General features: G+C 54.3%; 11 protein-coding genes, 4 tRNA genes and 2 rRNA genes (1 of these 17 only partly in view). All 17 read left to right on the forward strand.

The window, feature by feature from the left end; translation table 11 throughout:
- Positions 1–2,576: ribosomal RNA gene (locus tag HK44_RS25290) — 23S ribosomal RNA — on the forward strand (it extends 316 nt beyond the left edge of the window).
- A 160-nt stretch (positions 2,577–2,736) separates the two neighbouring features.
- Positions 2,737–2,852 (forward strand): 5S ribosomal RNA (gene rrf / locus HK44_RS25295).
- Between the two features lie 135 nt (positions 2,853–2,987).
- Positions 2,988–3,947 carry a bifunctional biotin--[acetyl-CoA-carboxylase] ligase/biotin operon repressor BirA gene (gene birA / locus HK44_RS25300; protein WP_019693888.1) on the forward strand — a complete coding sequence of 320 codons (960 nt, stop codon included), beginning with the start codon at positions 2,988–2,990 and terminating at the stop codon, positions 3,945–3,947.
- Positions 3,937–4,686 carry a pantothenate kinase gene (locus HK44_RS25305; protein ID WP_019693887.1) on the forward strand — a complete coding sequence of 250 codons (750 nt, stop codon included), beginning with the start codon at positions 3,937–3,939 and terminating at the stop codon, positions 4,684–4,686. Before birA ends, HK44_RS25305 begins: the two co-directional genes overlap by 11 nt.
- A 7-nt stretch (positions 4,687–4,693) precedes the next feature.
- Positions 4,694–5,140: a hypothetical protein gene (locus tag HK44_RS25310; protein WP_019693886.1), complete on the forward strand. Its 447-nt coding sequence runs from the start codon at positions 4,694–4,696 to the stop codon at positions 5,138–5,140.
- A 142-nt stretch (positions 5,141–5,282) separates the two neighbouring features.
- Positions 5,283–5,367: transfer RNA gene (locus tag HK44_RS25315), tRNA-Tyr, on the forward strand.
- A gap of 25 nt (positions 5,368–5,392) precedes the next feature.
- Positions 5,393–5,466: transfer RNA gene (locus HK44_RS25320), tRNA-Gly, on the forward strand.
- A gap of 26 nt (positions 5,467–5,492) precedes the next feature.
- Positions 5,493–5,568, forward strand: a tRNA-Thr gene (locus HK44_RS25325).
- Positions 5,569–5,652: 84 nt separating this feature from the next.
- The gene (tuf, locus tag HK44_RS25330; RefSeq protein ID WP_019693885.1) at positions 5,653–6,846 is read left to right on the forward strand and encodes an elongation factor Tu; all 1,194 of its coding nucleotides are present in this window, start codon (positions 5,653–5,655) and stop codon (positions 6,844–6,846) included.
- 53 nt (positions 6,847–6,899) lie between these two features.
- Positions 6,900–6,975, forward strand: a tRNA-Trp gene (locus HK44_RS25335).
- Positions 6,976–7,020: 45 nt separating this feature from the next.
- Positions 7,021–7,389 carry a preprotein translocase subunit SecE gene (secE, locus tag HK44_RS25340; RefSeq protein ID WP_019693884.1) on the forward strand — a complete coding sequence of 123 codons (369 nt, stop codon included), beginning with the start codon at positions 7,021–7,023 and terminating at the stop codon, positions 7,387–7,389.
- Positions 7,390–7,398: 9 nt separating this feature from the next.
- Positions 7,399–7,932 (forward strand): transcription termination/antitermination protein NusG, encoded by a 534-nt coding sequence (gene nusG / locus HK44_RS25345; RefSeq protein ID WP_010443972.1) that lies wholly within the window; start codon positions 7,399–7,401, stop codon positions 7,930–7,932.
- 117 nt (positions 7,933–8,049) lie between these two features.
- A complete protein-coding gene (gene rplK / locus HK44_RS25350) occupies positions 8,050–8,481 on the forward strand; it encodes a 50S ribosomal protein L11 (protein WP_008008888.1) in 432 nt (143 codons plus the stop codon).
- Complete coding sequence (rplA, locus tag HK44_RS25355; protein ID WP_019693883.1) at positions 8,481–9,176, forward strand: 50S ribosomal protein L1; 696 nt, start codon at positions 8,481–8,483, stop codon at positions 9,174–9,176. The genes rplK and rplA overlap by 1 nt, the downstream gene beginning before the upstream one ends.
- Before the next feature lie 198 nt (positions 9,177–9,374).
- Positions 9,375–9,875: a 50S ribosomal protein L10 gene (gene rplJ, locus HK44_RS25360; RefSeq protein WP_019693882.1), complete on the forward strand. Its 501-nt coding sequence runs from the start codon at positions 9,375–9,377 to the stop codon at positions 9,873–9,875.
- Between the two features lie 75 nt (positions 9,876–9,950).
- Entirely contained in the window at positions 9,951–10,316 is a 366-nt protein-coding gene (gene rplL / locus HK44_RS25365) for a 50S ribosomal protein L7/L12 (protein WP_003206098.1), read from the forward strand.
- Positions 10,317–10,536: 220 nt separating this feature from the next.
- The gene (gene rpoB / locus HK44_RS25370; RefSeq protein ID WP_019693881.1) at positions 10,537–14,610 is read left to right on the forward strand and encodes a DNA-directed RNA polymerase subunit beta; all 4,074 of its coding nucleotides are present in this window, start codon (positions 10,537–10,539) and stop codon (positions 14,608–14,610) included.
- Positions 14,611–14,653 lie beyond the last annotated feature (43 nt).

A 14,653-nucleotide genomic window follows, 5' to 3' on the forward strand; every position in this document is an offset into this window, starting at 1 on the left:
GTGGGTGATAGCCCTGTACGCGAAAATCTCTTGGTCATGAAATCGAGTAGGACGGAGCACGAGAAACTTTGTCTGAATATGGGGGGACCATCCTCCAAGGCTAAATACTACTGACTGACCGATAGTGAACTAGTACCGTGAGGGAAAGGCGAAAAGAACCCCGGAGAGGGGAGTGAAATAGATCCTGAAACCGTATGCGTACAAGCAGTGGGAGCCCACGTTGTTGGGTGACTGCGTACCTTTTGTATAATGGGTCAGCGACTTATTTTCAGTGGCGAGCTTAACCGAATAGGGGAGGCGTAGCGAAAGCGAGTCTTAATAGGGCGTCTAGTCGCTGGGAATAGACCCGAAACCGGGCGATCTATCCATGGGCAGGTTGAAGGTTGGGTAACACTAACTGGAGGACCGAACCGACTACCGTTGAAAAGTTAGCGGATGACCTGTGGATCGGAGTGAAAGGCTAATCAAGCTCGGAGATAGCTGGTTCTCCTCGAAAGCTATTTAGGTAGCGCCTCATGTATCACTGTAGGGGGTAGAGCACTGTTTCGGCTAGGGGGTCATCCCGACTTACCAAACCGATGCAAACTCCGAATACCTACAAGTGCCGAGCATGGGAGACACACGGCGGGTGCTAACGTCCGTCGTGAAAAGGGAAACAACCCAGACCGTCAGCTAAGGTCCCAAAGTTATGGTTAAGTGGGAAACGATGTGGGAAGGCTTAGACAGCTAGGAGGTTGGCTTAGAAGCAGCCACCCTTTAAAGAAAGCGTAATAGCTCACTAGTCGAGTCGGCCTGCGCGGAAGATGTAACGGGGCTCAAACCATACACCGAAGCTACGGGTATCACTTAGGTGATGCGGTAGAGGAGCGTTCTGTAAGCCTGTGAAGGTGAGTTGAGAAGCTTGCTGGAGGTATCAGAAGTGCGAATGCTGACATGAGTAACGACAATGGGTGTGAAAAACACCCACGCCGAAAGACCAAGGTTTCCTGCGCAACGTTAATCGACGCAGGGTTAGTCGGTCCCTAAGGCGAGGCTGAAAAGCGTAGTCGATGGAAAACAGGTTAATATTCCTGTACTTCTGGTTATTGCGATGGAGGGACGGAGAAGGCTAGGCCAGCTTGGCGTTGGTTGTCCAAGTTTAAGGTGGTAGGCTGAGATCTTAGGTAAATCCGGGATCTTAAGGCCGAGAGCTGATGACGAGTGTTCTTTTAGAACACGAAGTGGTTGATGCCATGCTTCCAAGAAAAGCTTCTAAGCTTCAGGTAACCAGGAACCGTACCCCAAACCGACACAGGTGGTTGGGTAGAGAATACCAAGGCGCTTGAGAGAACTCGGGTGAAGGAACTAGGCAAAATGGCACCGTAACTTCGGGAGAAGGTGCGCCGGTGAGGGTGAAGGACTTGCTCCGTAAGCCCATGCCGGTCGAAGATACCAGGCCGCTGCGACTGTTTATTAAAAACACAGCACTCTGCAAACACGAAAGTGGACGTATAGGGTGTGACGCCTGCCCGGTGCCGGAAGGTTAATTGATGGGGTTAGCTAACGCGAAGCTCTTGATCGAAGCCCCGGTAAACGGCGGCCGTAACTATAACGGTCCTAAGGTAGCGAAATTCCTTGTCGGGTAAGTTCCGACCTGCACGAATGGCGTAACGATGGCGGCGCTGTCTCCACCCGAGACTCAGTGAAATTGAAATCGCTGTGAAGATGCAGTGTATCCGCGGCTAGACGGAAAGACCCCGTGAACCTTTACTATAGCTTTGCACTGGACTTTGAATTTGCTTGTGTAGGATAGGTGGGAGGCTTTGAAGCGTGGACGCCAGTTCGCGTGGAGCCAACCTTGAAATACCACCCTGGCAACTTTGAGGTTCTAACTCAGGTCCGTTATCCGGATCGAGGACAGTGTATGGTGGGTAGTTTGACTGGGGCGGTCTCCTCCTAAAGAGTAACGGAGGAGTACGAAGGTGCGCTCAGACCGGTCGGAAATCGGTCGTAGAGTATAAAGGCAAAAGCGCGCTTGACTGCGAGACAGACACGTCGAGCAGGTACGAAAGTAGGTCTTAGTGATCCGGTGGTTCTGTATGGAAGGGCCATCGCTCAACGGATAAAAGGTACTCCGGGGATAACAGGCTGATACCGCCCAAGAGTTCATATCGACGGCGGTGTTTGGCACCTCGATGTCGGCTCATCACATCCTGGGGCTGAAGCCGGTCCCAAGGGTATGGCTGTTCGCCATTTAAAGTGGTACGCGAGCTGGGTTTAGAACGTCGTGAGACAGTTCGGTCCCTATCTGCCGTGGACGTTTGAGATTTGAGAGGGGCTGCTCCTAGTACGAGAGGACCGGAGTGGACGAACCTCTGGTGTTCCGGTTGTCACGCCAGTGGCATTGCCGGGTAGCTATGTTCGGAATAGATAACCGCTGAAAGCATCTAAGCGGGAAACTAGCCTCAAGATGAGATCTCACTGGGACCTTGAGTCCCCTGAAGGGCCGTCGAAGACTACGACGTTGATAGGTTGGGTGTGTAAGCGCTGTGAGGCGTTGAGCTAACCAATACTAATTGCCCGTGAGGCTTGACCATATAACACCCAAGCAATTTGCGAACTCGAAAGAGGCCAGATTGCGGTGTGTGTGAAGACGAAACGAACCGAAAGTTCGAGCTGCTCACAAAACACCGAAAGCTATCACATACCCAATTTGCTGAAGCGAGGCCATCAGGTCACGACTCAGTACCCGAATTTCTTGACGACCATAGAGCATTGGAACCACCTGATCCCATCCCGAACTCAGCAGTGAAACGATGCATCGCCGATGGTAGTGTGGGGTTTCCCCATGTGAGAGTAGGTCATCGTCAAGATTAAATTCCGAAACCCCTATCTGCGTATGCAGGTAGGGGTTTTGTTTTGCCTGCAAGAAAGTTGATTCTTACGATTTCTATGCAACGGCTCGGGGCATGGCTATCATGCGGGCCTCATTGTGAGGCGATACTTGCATGCTGACGTTGTTAAAGCTTCTGAAGGACGGCCGTTTCCATTCCGGCCAAGCGCTGGGCGCTGCTCTCGGTATCAGTCGTAGCGCTGTATGGAAACAGCTCCAGCACCTCGAGGCTGAGCTGGGTCTTTCTATCCACAAGGTGCGTGGTCGGGGTTACCAGTTGAGTGCGCCGTTGACTCTGCTCAATGCTGCGCAAATCTGTGAGCATTCACCTGCTTGCGACTGGCCCGTACTAGTCTTCGACTCGATTGATTCCACCAATGCTGAAGCTTTGCGCTCTATAGAGCGCGGAATGGCTGCGCCGTTTCTTGTGCTTGCAGAGCGACAAACTGCTGGTCGCGGTCGGCGCGGCCGCAAGTGGGTGAGTCCGTTTGCCGAAAATATCTACTATAGCCTCGTGCTGCGAATTGATGGTGGCATGCGACAGCTTGAGGGGCTCAGCTTGGTCGTCGGCCTGGCGGTGATGCAAACGCTGCGTGATCTGGGTATTGCCGGAGCTGGTTTGAAGTGGCCTAACGATGTCCTGGTTGGTGAGAAGAAAATCGCCGGGATATTGTTGGAGTTGGTCGGGGATCCCGCTGATGTGTGTCATGTCGTTCTGGGTGTGGGAATCAATGTAAATATGCAAATGGCTGATGAGGTCGATCAGCAATGGACCTCTATGCGTCTTGAAGCAGGAAGGGTGTTTGATCGTAATCTTCTAGTGGCGCATCTGGGGATTGTTCTCCAGGAGCACCTGCGTCGTCACCAGTCGGCAGGGTTTTCGTCACTTCAGGCAGAGTGGGAGAAGGGACACTTATGGCAGGGGCGCGCGGTTTCGCTGATTGCTGGAGTGAGCCGGATTGACGGTGAGGTGATAGGGATTGATGGCCAGGGCGCATTGCGTTTGAAGGTGGGTGGCGTAGAAAAAGTGTTTAGTGGTGGTGAGCTAAGTCTGAGGTTGCGCGATGATTCTTGAGCTCGACTGCGGAAACAGTTTTATTAAATGGCGTGTGCTGCACGCAGATGCGGCGCGCTTGGTTGCCGAGGGGGTTGTCGACTCGGATCAAGCCTTACTGGACAGTCTGCACGGTTGTGATGCGCTGAATCTCAAATACTGTCGCCTGGTAAGCGTAAGAACCAATGAGGAGACCGCTGCGCTTGTTTCCTTGCTGGTTGATACATTCGGCGTAACGGTGTCCTGCGCGGCACCGGCTCGTGAAATGTCTGGAGTCCGCAACGGTTACGAGGATTATCAGCGACTGGGCCTTGATCGCTGGCTTGCGATGCTTGGGGCATTTCATCTTGCCCCGGGAGCTTGTCTGGTTCTTGATTTTGGTACTGCGCTTACCGCAGACCTTATTGCCGCGGATGGTGAGCACCTGGGAGGGTTCATTTGTCCAGGAATGCCCTTGATGCGTAATCAGTTACGCACCCATACCCGGCGGATTCGCTATGACGATCTCGCGGCATCCAGGGCGCTCGAGAGCTTTGAGCCAGGGCGAAATACGGTGGAGGCTGTCGAGCGTGGCTGTTCATTAATGTTGAGAGGGTTTGTCCTGACGCAACTGGAGTTGGCGCGCAGCTATTGGGGGCAGGAATTCTCGGTGTTCCTTACTGGTGGCGATGCAGGCCTGGTTTCCGGAATCGTGCCAGAAGCGCGGGTAGTGCCGGATCTCGTATTCGTAGGTTTGGCCATGGCGTGCCCATTGTCCTGAGGTTTTTATGCGTTGGTTGTTTCTGCTGTTGCTGGTCCTCAATGTGTTTTATTACGTTTGGCATCAGCAGGAGGCGCCCTTGCGTGCGAAGGACGTCACTCCGTTGAGTTTGTATAAAGGTTCGCAGCAGGACATTCGCCTGTTGAGTGAGACGCCTGATGCAGCAGCTGCGCGTGACAAGGGTAAATCTGCGCAGGCGGATAGCAGCTGTCTTTACTTGGGTGGCTTTGCTCGTCAGGAGACGGCGAAGGCGCTCGAACAGCGATTGACTGCTCTCGACATCAGGGTTCAGCAGCTATCGGTTTCTCTTCCTGATTCTGTTGGATATTGGATGCGTGTGACCCCGGAAAGCCGGCGATTGGCTGACGATTCCGTATTGCAGAACCTTGCTAAAGAATTCAATGAGTTAAAACATAAAATAATGCCGTGTGAGGGGGTTGCAACTGATGAATAGGTTGCATAGAATGGCGCCCGCTTCGCAGTGAAGACCTTTAACGGTCAACGGTGCGAAGCGAAGTCAACGCAGCTAACCTCAGGTTTTTAATGAGAAAATGCTTGACAGAAGGCTGGCATGATGTAGAATGCCGGCTCGCTTAGGAGGGGTTCCCGAGCGGCCAAAGGGATCAGACTGTAAATCTGACGTCTACGACTTCGAAGGTTCGAATCCTTCCCCCTCCACCATTTTTAGCGTGAGCTGCAAGCTTACGCGGGTATAGTTTAGTGGTAGAACCTCAGCCTTCCAAGCTGATGATGCGGGTTCGATTCCCGCTACCCGCTCCAAGTTTGCAGGTTGTGCAAAGTGTTTCGCTCTTGTAGCTCAGTTGGTAGAGCACACCCTTGGTAAGGGTGAGGTCAGCGGTTCAAATCCGCTCAAGAGCTCCATATAACAAGGCAGATATGAAAATATCTGCCTTTGTTTTAATGGTTAGTGTGACTTGCTTAATTCTTCTCCTAGGGGTGATTTCGATGGCTAAGGAAAAGTTCGAACGTAATAAGCCGCACGTCAACGTAGGCACCATTGGTCACGTCGACCACGGTAAGACTACTCTGACTGCCGCTCTGACTCGAGTCTGTTCCGAGGTTTTCGGTTCGGCAAAGGTCGACTTCGACAAGATCGATAGCGCCCCAGAAGAAAAAGCTCGTGGTATTACCATTAACACCGCTCACGTCGAGTATGATTCGGCCGTGCGTCACTACGCACACGTTGATTGCCCGGGTCACGCCGACTACGTAAAAAACATGATCACCGGCGCTGCTCAGATGGATGGCGCTATTCTGGTTTGCTCGGCCGCTGATGGTCCGATGCCGCAAACCCGTGAGCACATCCTGCTGTCTCGTCAGGTGGGCGTTCCGTATATCGTTGTCTTCCTGAACAAGGCTGACATGGTTGACGACGCTGAGCTGTTGGAGCTGGTTGAGATGGAAGTGCGCGATCTGTTGAGCGCCTACGATTTCCCGGGTGATGACACTCCAATCATCATCGGTTCGGCTTTGATGGCTCTGAATGGTCAAGACGACAACGAGATGGGCACTACTGCCGTCAAAAAGTTGGTTGAGACTCTGGATAGCTACATTCCGCAGCCGGAGCGTGCTATCGACAAGCCGTTCCTGATGCCTATCGAGGATGTGTTCTCGATCTCGGGTCGCGGTACTGTTGTAACTGGTCGTGTTGAGCGTGGCATTGTCCGCATTCAGGAAGAGGTTGAGATTGTTGGTCTTCGTGACACTGTCAAAACTACCTGTACTGGTGTTGAGATGTTTCGCAAGCTGCTCGACGAAGGTCGTGCTGGCGAGAACTGCGGTGTGCTGCTGCGTGGCACCAAGCGTGACGATGTTGAGCGTGGTCAGGTTCTGGTTAAGCCGGGTACCGTTAAGCCGCACACCAAGTTCACTGCAGAGGTTTATGTTCTGAGCAAGGAAGAAGGCGGTCGTCATACTCCGTTCTTCAAGGGCTACCGTCCACAGTTCTACTTCCGTACTACTGATGTGACTGGTAACTGCGAGCTGCCAGAAGGTGTTGAGATGGTAATGCCGGGTGACAACGTCCAGATGACTGTCACTCTGATCAAAACCATCGCGATGGAAGATGGTCTTCGCTTCGCTATCCGTGAGGGCGGGCGTACCGTTGGCGCTGGTGTCGTGGCCAAAGTCATCGAGTAAGTTGTTGTAATGTCTTTTTTAGGCCGGCATAATGGTCGGCCTAATTTTGTTTTAGGTCAGTAGCTCAATTGGCAGAGCGACGGTCTCCAAAACCGTAGGTTGGGGGTTCGATTCCCTCCTGACCTGCCAGATTCACTCAGTGTGTCTGGCTTTCTTTTCACAGGATCTTCATAGATGACTCCTAAAGCTGAAGCTCAAGGCTCTCGCTTCGATCTGCTCAAGTGGCTTGTAGTAGTCGCCTTGGTGGTTGTTGGCGTTGTCGGCAATCAGTATTACCATGCTGCGCCGATCCTGTACCGTGTACTCGCTTTGCTTGTTATTGCCGCTGTAGCTGCCTTTGTAGGCCTGCAGACGGTCAAGGGCAAGTCTTTCTTTGTACTGGTTAAGGAAGCTCGCACCGAGATTCGTAAAGTCGTGTGGCCAACTCGCCAAGAAACCACGCAGACCACCCTGATTGTGGTGGCTGTTGTTCTGGTTATGGCGTTGCTGTTGTGGGGGCTTGATTCCCTGCTCGGCTGGCTTGTTTCCTTGATTGTTGGCTAAGGGTGTCCCGTGGCTAAGCGTTGGTACGTTGTGCATGCTTACTCGGGTTACGAGAAGCATGTCATGCGCTCGTTGATCGAGCGCGTAAAGCTGGCTGGCATGGAAGATGGCTTCGGCGAAATTCTGGTTCCCACTGAAGAAGTGGTTGAAATGCGTAATGGCCAGAAACGCAAAAGCGAGCGTAAGTTCTTCCCAGGCTACGTGCTGGTTCAGATGGACATGAATGAGGGTACTTGGCACTTGGTCAAGGATACTCCTCGGGTGATGGGCTTTATCGGTGGTACAGCTGATAAGCCGGCGCCGATCACTGACAAAGAAGCAGAGGCAATTCTGCGTCGTGTCGCTGATGGTAGCGACAAGCCGAAGCCCAAGACTCTGTTCGAGCCGGGTGAAGTGGTTCGTGTTACCGACGGTCCGTTCGCTGATTTTAATGGCACGGTCGAAGAAGTTAACTACGAAAAGAGCCGGATCCAAGTCGCTGTGCTCATTTTCGGTCGCTCTACTCCGGTAGAGCTAGAGTTCAGCCAGGTCGAAAAGGTCTAGCCGAACAAGCATCCCAACCCCGCAGCCCTAGGCTGTGGGGTTTTGTCGTCACTGGGATAAACGCGCAAGTAACCGGGGAGCCTTTCGAGGCGTTCGAACCCGTAATTGGAGTGCCTCATGGCCAAGAAGATTACCGCTTACATCAAGCTGCAAGTGAAGGCCGCTCAGGCTAACCCAAGCCCACCTGTTGGTCCTGCTCTGGGTCAGCACGGCGTGAACATCATGGAGTTCTGCAAGGCTTTCAACGCCCGTACTCAGGGTATTGAGCCAGGCCTGCCGACTCCAGTGATCATCACTGTCTACAGCGACCGTAGCTTCACTTTCGAAACAAAAAGCACCCCGGCTTCGGTTCTGCTGAAGAAGGCTGCTGGTTTGACTAGCGGTTCCGCTCGTCCAAACACCGTTAAGGTTGGCACTGTAACTCGTGCTCAGCTGGAAGAAATCGCGAAAACCAAAAACGCGGATCTGACTGCAGCTGATATGGAAGCAGCCGTGCGTACTATCGCCGGTTCTGCTCGTAGCATGGGCCTTAACGTGGAGGGTGTGTAATGGCTAAGCTGACCAAGCGCCAAAAGGCTATCGCCGGCAAAATCGAAGCAGGCAAGGCCTACAATTTTGTAGACGCCGCTGCTCTGCTGGCTGAGCTGTCGACTGTCAAGTTCAGCGAGTCGTTCGACGTTGCTGTGAACCTGGGTGTTGACCCGCGTAAATCTGACCAGGTTGTTCGTAGTGCTACCGTGCTGCCACACGGCACTGGCAAGACCGTTCGCGTTGCTGTGTTCACCCAGGGCCCAGCAGCTGAAGCTGCTCTGGCCGCCGGCGCTGATCGCGTAGGCATGGACGACCTGGCTGCCGAAATGAAAGGCGGCGACCTGAACTATGACGTAGTTATTGCTTCCCCGGATGCAATGCGCGTTGTAGGTCAGTTGGGTCAGATCCTCGGTCCACGTGGCCTGATGCCTAACCCTAAAGTCGGCACCGTAACGCCAGACGTAGCTACCGCGGTTAAAAACGCAAAAGCTGGTCAGGTTCGTTATCGCACTGACAAAAACGGCATCATCCACACCTCCGTTGGCAAAGTCGGCTTCGATGCCGTCAAGCTGAAGGAAAACGTTGAAGCCCTGATCGCTGATCTGAAGCGCATCAAGCCAGCTTCCTCGAAAGGTATTTACGTCAAACGCGTTACCCTGAGCACCACTATGGGCCCAGGTCTGGTCATCGACCAAGGTTCGCTCGACGCGTAAGACACAGATTGGCGCAAGTAATTGCGCCAATTGAAAAATTGGGGTCCCTGCCTGGCGGGGGCTATCCAAGACCGTAGGCGACGAAAGTCTTAAACCTCAAGCCTACGCAGATGGTGCTCCCGGTTCCTTACCGAATCAGACACCAAAACGACATCCGGCCCCGGCTGGATGAAACGGTAACAAGCAGGAGTTAAACCCGTGGCAATTAAACTCGAAGACAAGAAGGCCATCGTCGCTGAAGTCAACGAGGCTGCCAAAGCTGCTCTGTCCGCTGTCGTGGCTGATGCCCGTGGCGTAACAGTAGGCGCTATGACCGGACTCCGTAAAGAGGCTCGTGAAGCTGGCGTTTACGTACGTGTTGTACGTAACACCCTGCTCAAACGCGCTGTTGCTGACACTGAATACAGTGTTCTCAACGACGTGTTCACTGGCCCGACCTTGATTGCATTCTCCAAAGAACATCCGGGCGCTGCTGCTCGTATCTTCAAGGAATTCGCAAAAGGTCAGGACAAGTTCGAGATCAAGGCAGCTGCGTTCGAGGGCAAGTTCCTCGCAGCTAACCAAATCGACGTACTGGCAACTCTGCCGACCCGTGACGAAGCAATTTCTCAGCTGATGAGCGTGATTCAAGGCGCTACCAGCAAGTTGGCTCGTACTCTGGCGGCAATTCGCGACCAGAAAGAAGCTGCTGCAGCCTAAGGCTCACCATCTTCTCGCGTTTTTTGTTTATTTCGATGGTCGCGTAGGCCGTCCCCCAATTCAGGAATTAGAGTCATGTCTATCTCTCAAAACGATATCCTTGAAGCCGTTGGCAACATGTCCGTAATGGAAGTTGTTGAACTGATCAAAGCTTTCGAAGAAAAATTCGGCGTTACCGCTGCTGCTGCATCGGCTGGTCCAGCTGTTGCTGCTGCCGTTGCTGAAGAGCAAACCGAATTCAACGTCATGCTGACCGAAGCTGGCGAGAAGAAAGTTAACGTGATCAAGGCTGTACGTGAACTGACCGGTCTGGGCCTGAAAGAAGCCAAGGCTGTAGTTGACGGCGCTCCTGCCATGGTTCTGGAAGCTGTTGCCAAAGACGCAGCTGACAAAGCCAAAGCAGTTCTGGAAGAAGCAGGCGCTAAAGTCGAGCTGAAGTAAGCTTCGACTTTGCGTCTCCAGCCCGAGCGTTAAGCGAAAGGCTGATGGCTGGTGGCTCTTGCCACCGGCCTTTTTCCGTTATTGGCAGCCGACTGGGTCGGTGCTGATAACGAGCTGTAACCACCCGATGCGGTGGCGCAAACCATGGGGTTTGCACGATTTTCTGGCTGCTCCCGTCGGGAGGGGCCAAACAAGCAGGTGACCAAGCTGGGGAACGCTGATGGCTTACTCATATACTGAGAAAAAACGTATCCGCAAGGACTTTAGCAAGTTGCCGGACGTCATGGATGTGCCGTACCTCCTGGCCATCCAGCTGGATTCGTATCGTGAATTCTTGCAAGCGGGAGCGACTAAAGATCAGTTCCGCGACGTGGGCCTGCATGCGGCCTTCAAATCCGTTTTCCCGATCATCAGCTACTCCGGCAATGCTGCGCTGGAGTACGTCGGTTATCGCCTGGGCGAACCGGCATTTGATGTCAAAGAATGCGTATTGCGCGGTGTGACTTACGCCGTACCTTTGCGGGTAAAAGTGCGCCTGATCATTTTCGACAAAGAATCGTCGAACAAAGCGATCAAGGACATCAAAGAGCAAGAAGTCTACATGGGTGAAATCCCCCTGATGACTGAGAACGGTACCTTCGTAATCAACGGTACCGAGCGTGTAATCGTTTCCCAGCTGCACCGTTCCCCGGGCGTGTTCTTCGACCACGACCGTGGCAAGACGCACAGCTCCGGCAAACTGCTGTACTCCGCGCGGATCATTCCTTACCGCGGTTCGTGGCTGGACTTCGAGTTCGACCCGAAAGACTGCGTATTCGTGCGTATCGACCGTCGTCGCAAGCTGCCTGCATCGGTACTGCTGCGCGCGCTCGGCTATACTACTGAAGAAGTGCTGGACGCGTTCTACACCACCAACGTCTTCCACGTGCAAGGTGAAAACCTTAGCTTGGAACTGGTGCCTCAGCGCCTGCGCGGTGAAATTGCTGTCCTCGATATTCAGGATGACAAAGGCAAGGTTATTGTCGAGCAAGGTCGTCGTATCACCGCTCGTCACATCAACCAGCTGGAAAAAGCCGGGATCAAAGAGCTGCAAGTGCCTCTGGACTACGTCCTGGGTCGCACTACCGCCAAGGTCATCGTGCATCCGGCTACCGGCGAAATCCTGGCAGAGTGCAATACCGAGCTGAACACCGAAATCCTGGCGAAAATCGCCAAGGCCCAGGTTGTTCGCATCGAGACTCTGTACACCAACGATATCGACTGCGGTCCGTTCGTCTCCGACACACTGAAGATCGACTCCACCAGCAACCAATTGGAAGCGCTGGTCGAGATCTATCGCATGATGCGTCCAGGCGAGCCGCCAACCAAAGACGCTGCCGAGACTCTGTTCAACAACCTGTTCTTCAGCCCTGAGCGTTATGACCTGTCTGCGGTCGGCCGGATGAAGTTCAACCGTCGTATCGGTCGTACCGAGATTGAAGGTTCGGGCGTGTTGTGCAAAGAAGACATCGTTGCGGTATTGAAGACTCTGGTCGACATCCGTAACGGCAAAGGCATCGTCGATGACATCGACCACCTGGGTAACCGTCGTGTTCGCTGCGTAGGCGAAATGGCCGAGAACCAGTTCCGCGTTGGCCTGGTACGCGTTGAGCGTGCGGTCAAAGAGCGTCTGTCGATGGCAGAAAGCGAAGGCCTGATGCCGCAAGACCTGATCAACGCCAAGCCAGTGGCTGCGGCGGTGAAAGAGTTCTTCGGTTCCAGCCAGCTGTCCCAGTTCATGGACCAGAACAACCCGCTGTCCGAGATCACCCACAAGCGTCGTGTCTCTGCACTCGGCCCTGGCGGTCTGACTCGTGAGCGTGCCGGCTTTGAAGTTCGTGACGTACACCCGACTCACTACGGTCGTGTATGCCCGATTGAAACGCCGGAAGGTCCGAACATCGGTCTGATCAACTCCTTGGCCGCCTATGCGCGCACCAACCAGTACGGCTTCCTCGAGAGCCCGTACCGCGTGGTAAAAGACGCTCTGGTCACCGACGAGATCGTGTTCCTGTCCGCCATCGAAGAAGCTGATCACGTGATCGCTCAGGCTTCGGCCACGATGAACGACAAGAAAGTCCTGGTCGACGAACTGGTAGCTGTTCGTCACTTGAACGAGTTCACCGTCAAGGCGCCGGAAGACGTCACCTTGATGGACGTATCGCCGAAGCAGGTAGTTTCGGTTGCAGCGTCGCTGATCCCGTTCCTCGAGCACGACGACGCCAACCGTGCGTTGATGGGTTCGAACATGCAGCGTCAAGCTGTACCAACCCTGCGCGCTGACAAGCCGCTGGTAGGTACCGGCATGGAGCGTAACGTGGCTCGTGACTCCGGCGTTTGCGTCGTGGCTCGTCGTGGCGGCGTGATCGACTCCGTTGATGCCAGCCGTATCGTGGTCCGTGTTGCTGATGACGAAGTTGAAACCGGCGAAGCTGGTGTCGACATCTACAACCTGACCAAATACACCCGCTCCAACCAGAACACCTGCATCAACCAGCGTCCGCTGGTGAGCAAGGGTGATCGGGTTCAGCGTAGCGACATCATGGCCGACGGCCCGTCCACCGACATGGGTGAACTGGCTCTGGGCCAGAACATGCGCATCGCGTTCATGGCGTGGAACGGCTTCAACTTCGAAGACTCCATCTGCCTGTCCGAGCGTGTGGTTCAGGAAGACCGCTTTACCACGATCCACATCCAGGAACTGACCTGTGTGGCACGTGACACCAAGCTTGGGCCAGAGGAAATCACTGCAGACATCCCGAACGTGGGTGAAGCTGCACTGAACAAGCTGGACGAAGCCGGTATCGTTTACGTAGGTGCTGAAGTTGGCGCAGGCGACATTCTGGTTGGTAAGGTCACTCCGAAAGGCGAGACCCAACTGACTCCGGAAGAGAAGCTGTTGCGTGCGATCTTCGGTGAAAAAGCCAGCGACGTTAAAGACACTTCCCTGCGCGTACCTACCGGTACCAAGGGTACTGTCATCGACGTACAGGTCTTCACCCGTGACGGTGTTGAGCGTGATGCTCGTGCTCTGTCGATCGAGAAGACTCAACTCGACGAGATCCGCAAGGACCTGAACGAAGAGTTCCGTATCGTTGAAGGCGCTACTTTCGAACGTCTGCGTTCCGCTCTGGTCGGCCACAAAGCCGAAGGCGGCGCCGGTCTGAAGAAAGGTCAGGAAATCACCGACGAAGTTCTCGACGGTCTTGAGCATGGCCAGTGGTTCAAGCTGCGCATGGCTGAAGATGCTCTGAACGAGCAGCTCGAGAAGGCTCAGGCCTACATCGTTGATCGCCGCCGTCTGCTGGACGACAAGTTCGAAGACAAGAAGCGCAAACTGCAGCAGGGCGATGACCTGGCTCCAGGCGTGCTGAAAATCGTCAAGGTCTACCTGGCAATCCGTCGCCGCATCCAGCCGGGCGACAAGATGGCCGGTCGTCACGGTAACAAGGGTGTGGTCTCCGTGATCATGCCGGTTGAAGACATGCCGCACGATGCCAATGGCACCCCGGTCGACGTCGTCCTCAACCCGTTGGGCGTACCTTCGCGTATGAACGTTGGTCAGATCCTTGAAACCCACCTGGGCCTTGCGGCCAAAGGCCTGGGCGAGAAGATCAACCGTATGATCGAAGAGCAGCGCAAGGTTGCTGACCTTCGCAAGTTCCTGCACGAGATCTACAACGAGATCGGCGGTCGCAACGAAGAGCTGGACACCTTCTCCGACCAGGAAATCCTGGATCTGGCGAAGAACCTGCGCGGCGGCGTACCGATGGCCACTCCGGTGTTCGACGGTGCCAAGGAAAGCGAAATCAAGGCCATGCTGAAACTGGCAGACCTGCCGGAAAGCGGCCAGATGCAGCTGACTGACGGTCGTACCGGCAACAAGTTCGAGCGCCCGGTTACCGTTGGCTACATGTACATGCTGAAGCTGAACCACTTGGTAGACGACAAGATGCACGCTCGTTCTACCGGTTCGTACAGCCTGGTTACCCAGCAGCCGCTGGGTGGTAAGGCGCAGTTCGGTGGTCAGCGTTTCGGGGAGATGGAGGTCTGGGCACTGGAAGCATACGGTGCTGCATACACTCTGCAAGAAATGCTCACAGTGAAGTCGGACGATGTGAACGGTCGGACCAAGATGTACAAAAACATCGTGGACGGCGATCACCGTATGGAGCCGGGCATGCCCGAGTCCTTCAACGTGTTGATCAAGGAAATTCGTTCCCTCGGCATCGATATCGATCTGGAAACCGAATAACACGTGACGCGAATGAGAGCGGGGCAGGATTGCCCGCTCTCTG

It is taken from the genome of Pseudomonas fluorescens HK44 (genome assembly GCF_000217955.3).
GTDB classification, from domain to species: Bacteria; Pseudomonadota; Gammaproteobacteria; order Pseudomonadales; family Pseudomonadaceae; genus Aquipseudomonas; species Aquipseudomonas fluorescens_AQ.

Bases quoted from the DNA above. Each gene is read 5' to 3' on its own strand.
- rpoB (WP_019693881.1), top strand. From the start codon at position 10,537: ATGGCTTACTCATATACTGAGAAAAAACGTATCCGCAAGGACTTTAGC.
- HK44_RS25305 (WP_019693887.1), top strand. From the start codon at position 3,937: ATGATTCTTGAGCTCGACTGCGGAAACAGTTTTATTAAATGGCGTGTG.
- rplL (WP_003206098.1), top strand. From the start codon at position 9,951: ATGTCTATCTCTCAAAACGATATCCTTGAAGCCGTTGGCAACATGTCC.
- rplA (WP_019693883.1), top strand. From the start codon at position 8,481: ATGGCTAAGCTGACCAAGCGCCAAAAGGCTATCGCCGGCAAAATCGAA.
- secE (WP_019693884.1), top strand. From the start codon at position 7,021: ATGACTCCTAAAGCTGAAGCTCAAGGCTCTCGCTTCGATCTGCTCAAG.
- rplK (WP_008008888.1), top strand. From the start codon at position 8,050: ATGGCCAAGAAGATTACCGCTTACATCAAGCTGCAAGTGAAGGCCGCT.
- birA (WP_019693888.1), top strand. From the start codon at position 2,988: ATGCTGACGTTGTTAAAGCTTCTGAAGGACGGCCGTTTCCATTCCGGC.
- tuf (WP_019693885.1), top strand. From the start codon at position 5,653: ATGGCTAAGGAAAAGTTCGAACGTAATAAGCCGCACGTCAACGTAGGC.
- HK44_RS25310 (WP_019693886.1), top strand. From the start codon at position 4,694: ATGCGTTGGTTGTTTCTGCTGTTGCTGGTCCTCAATGTGTTTTATTAC.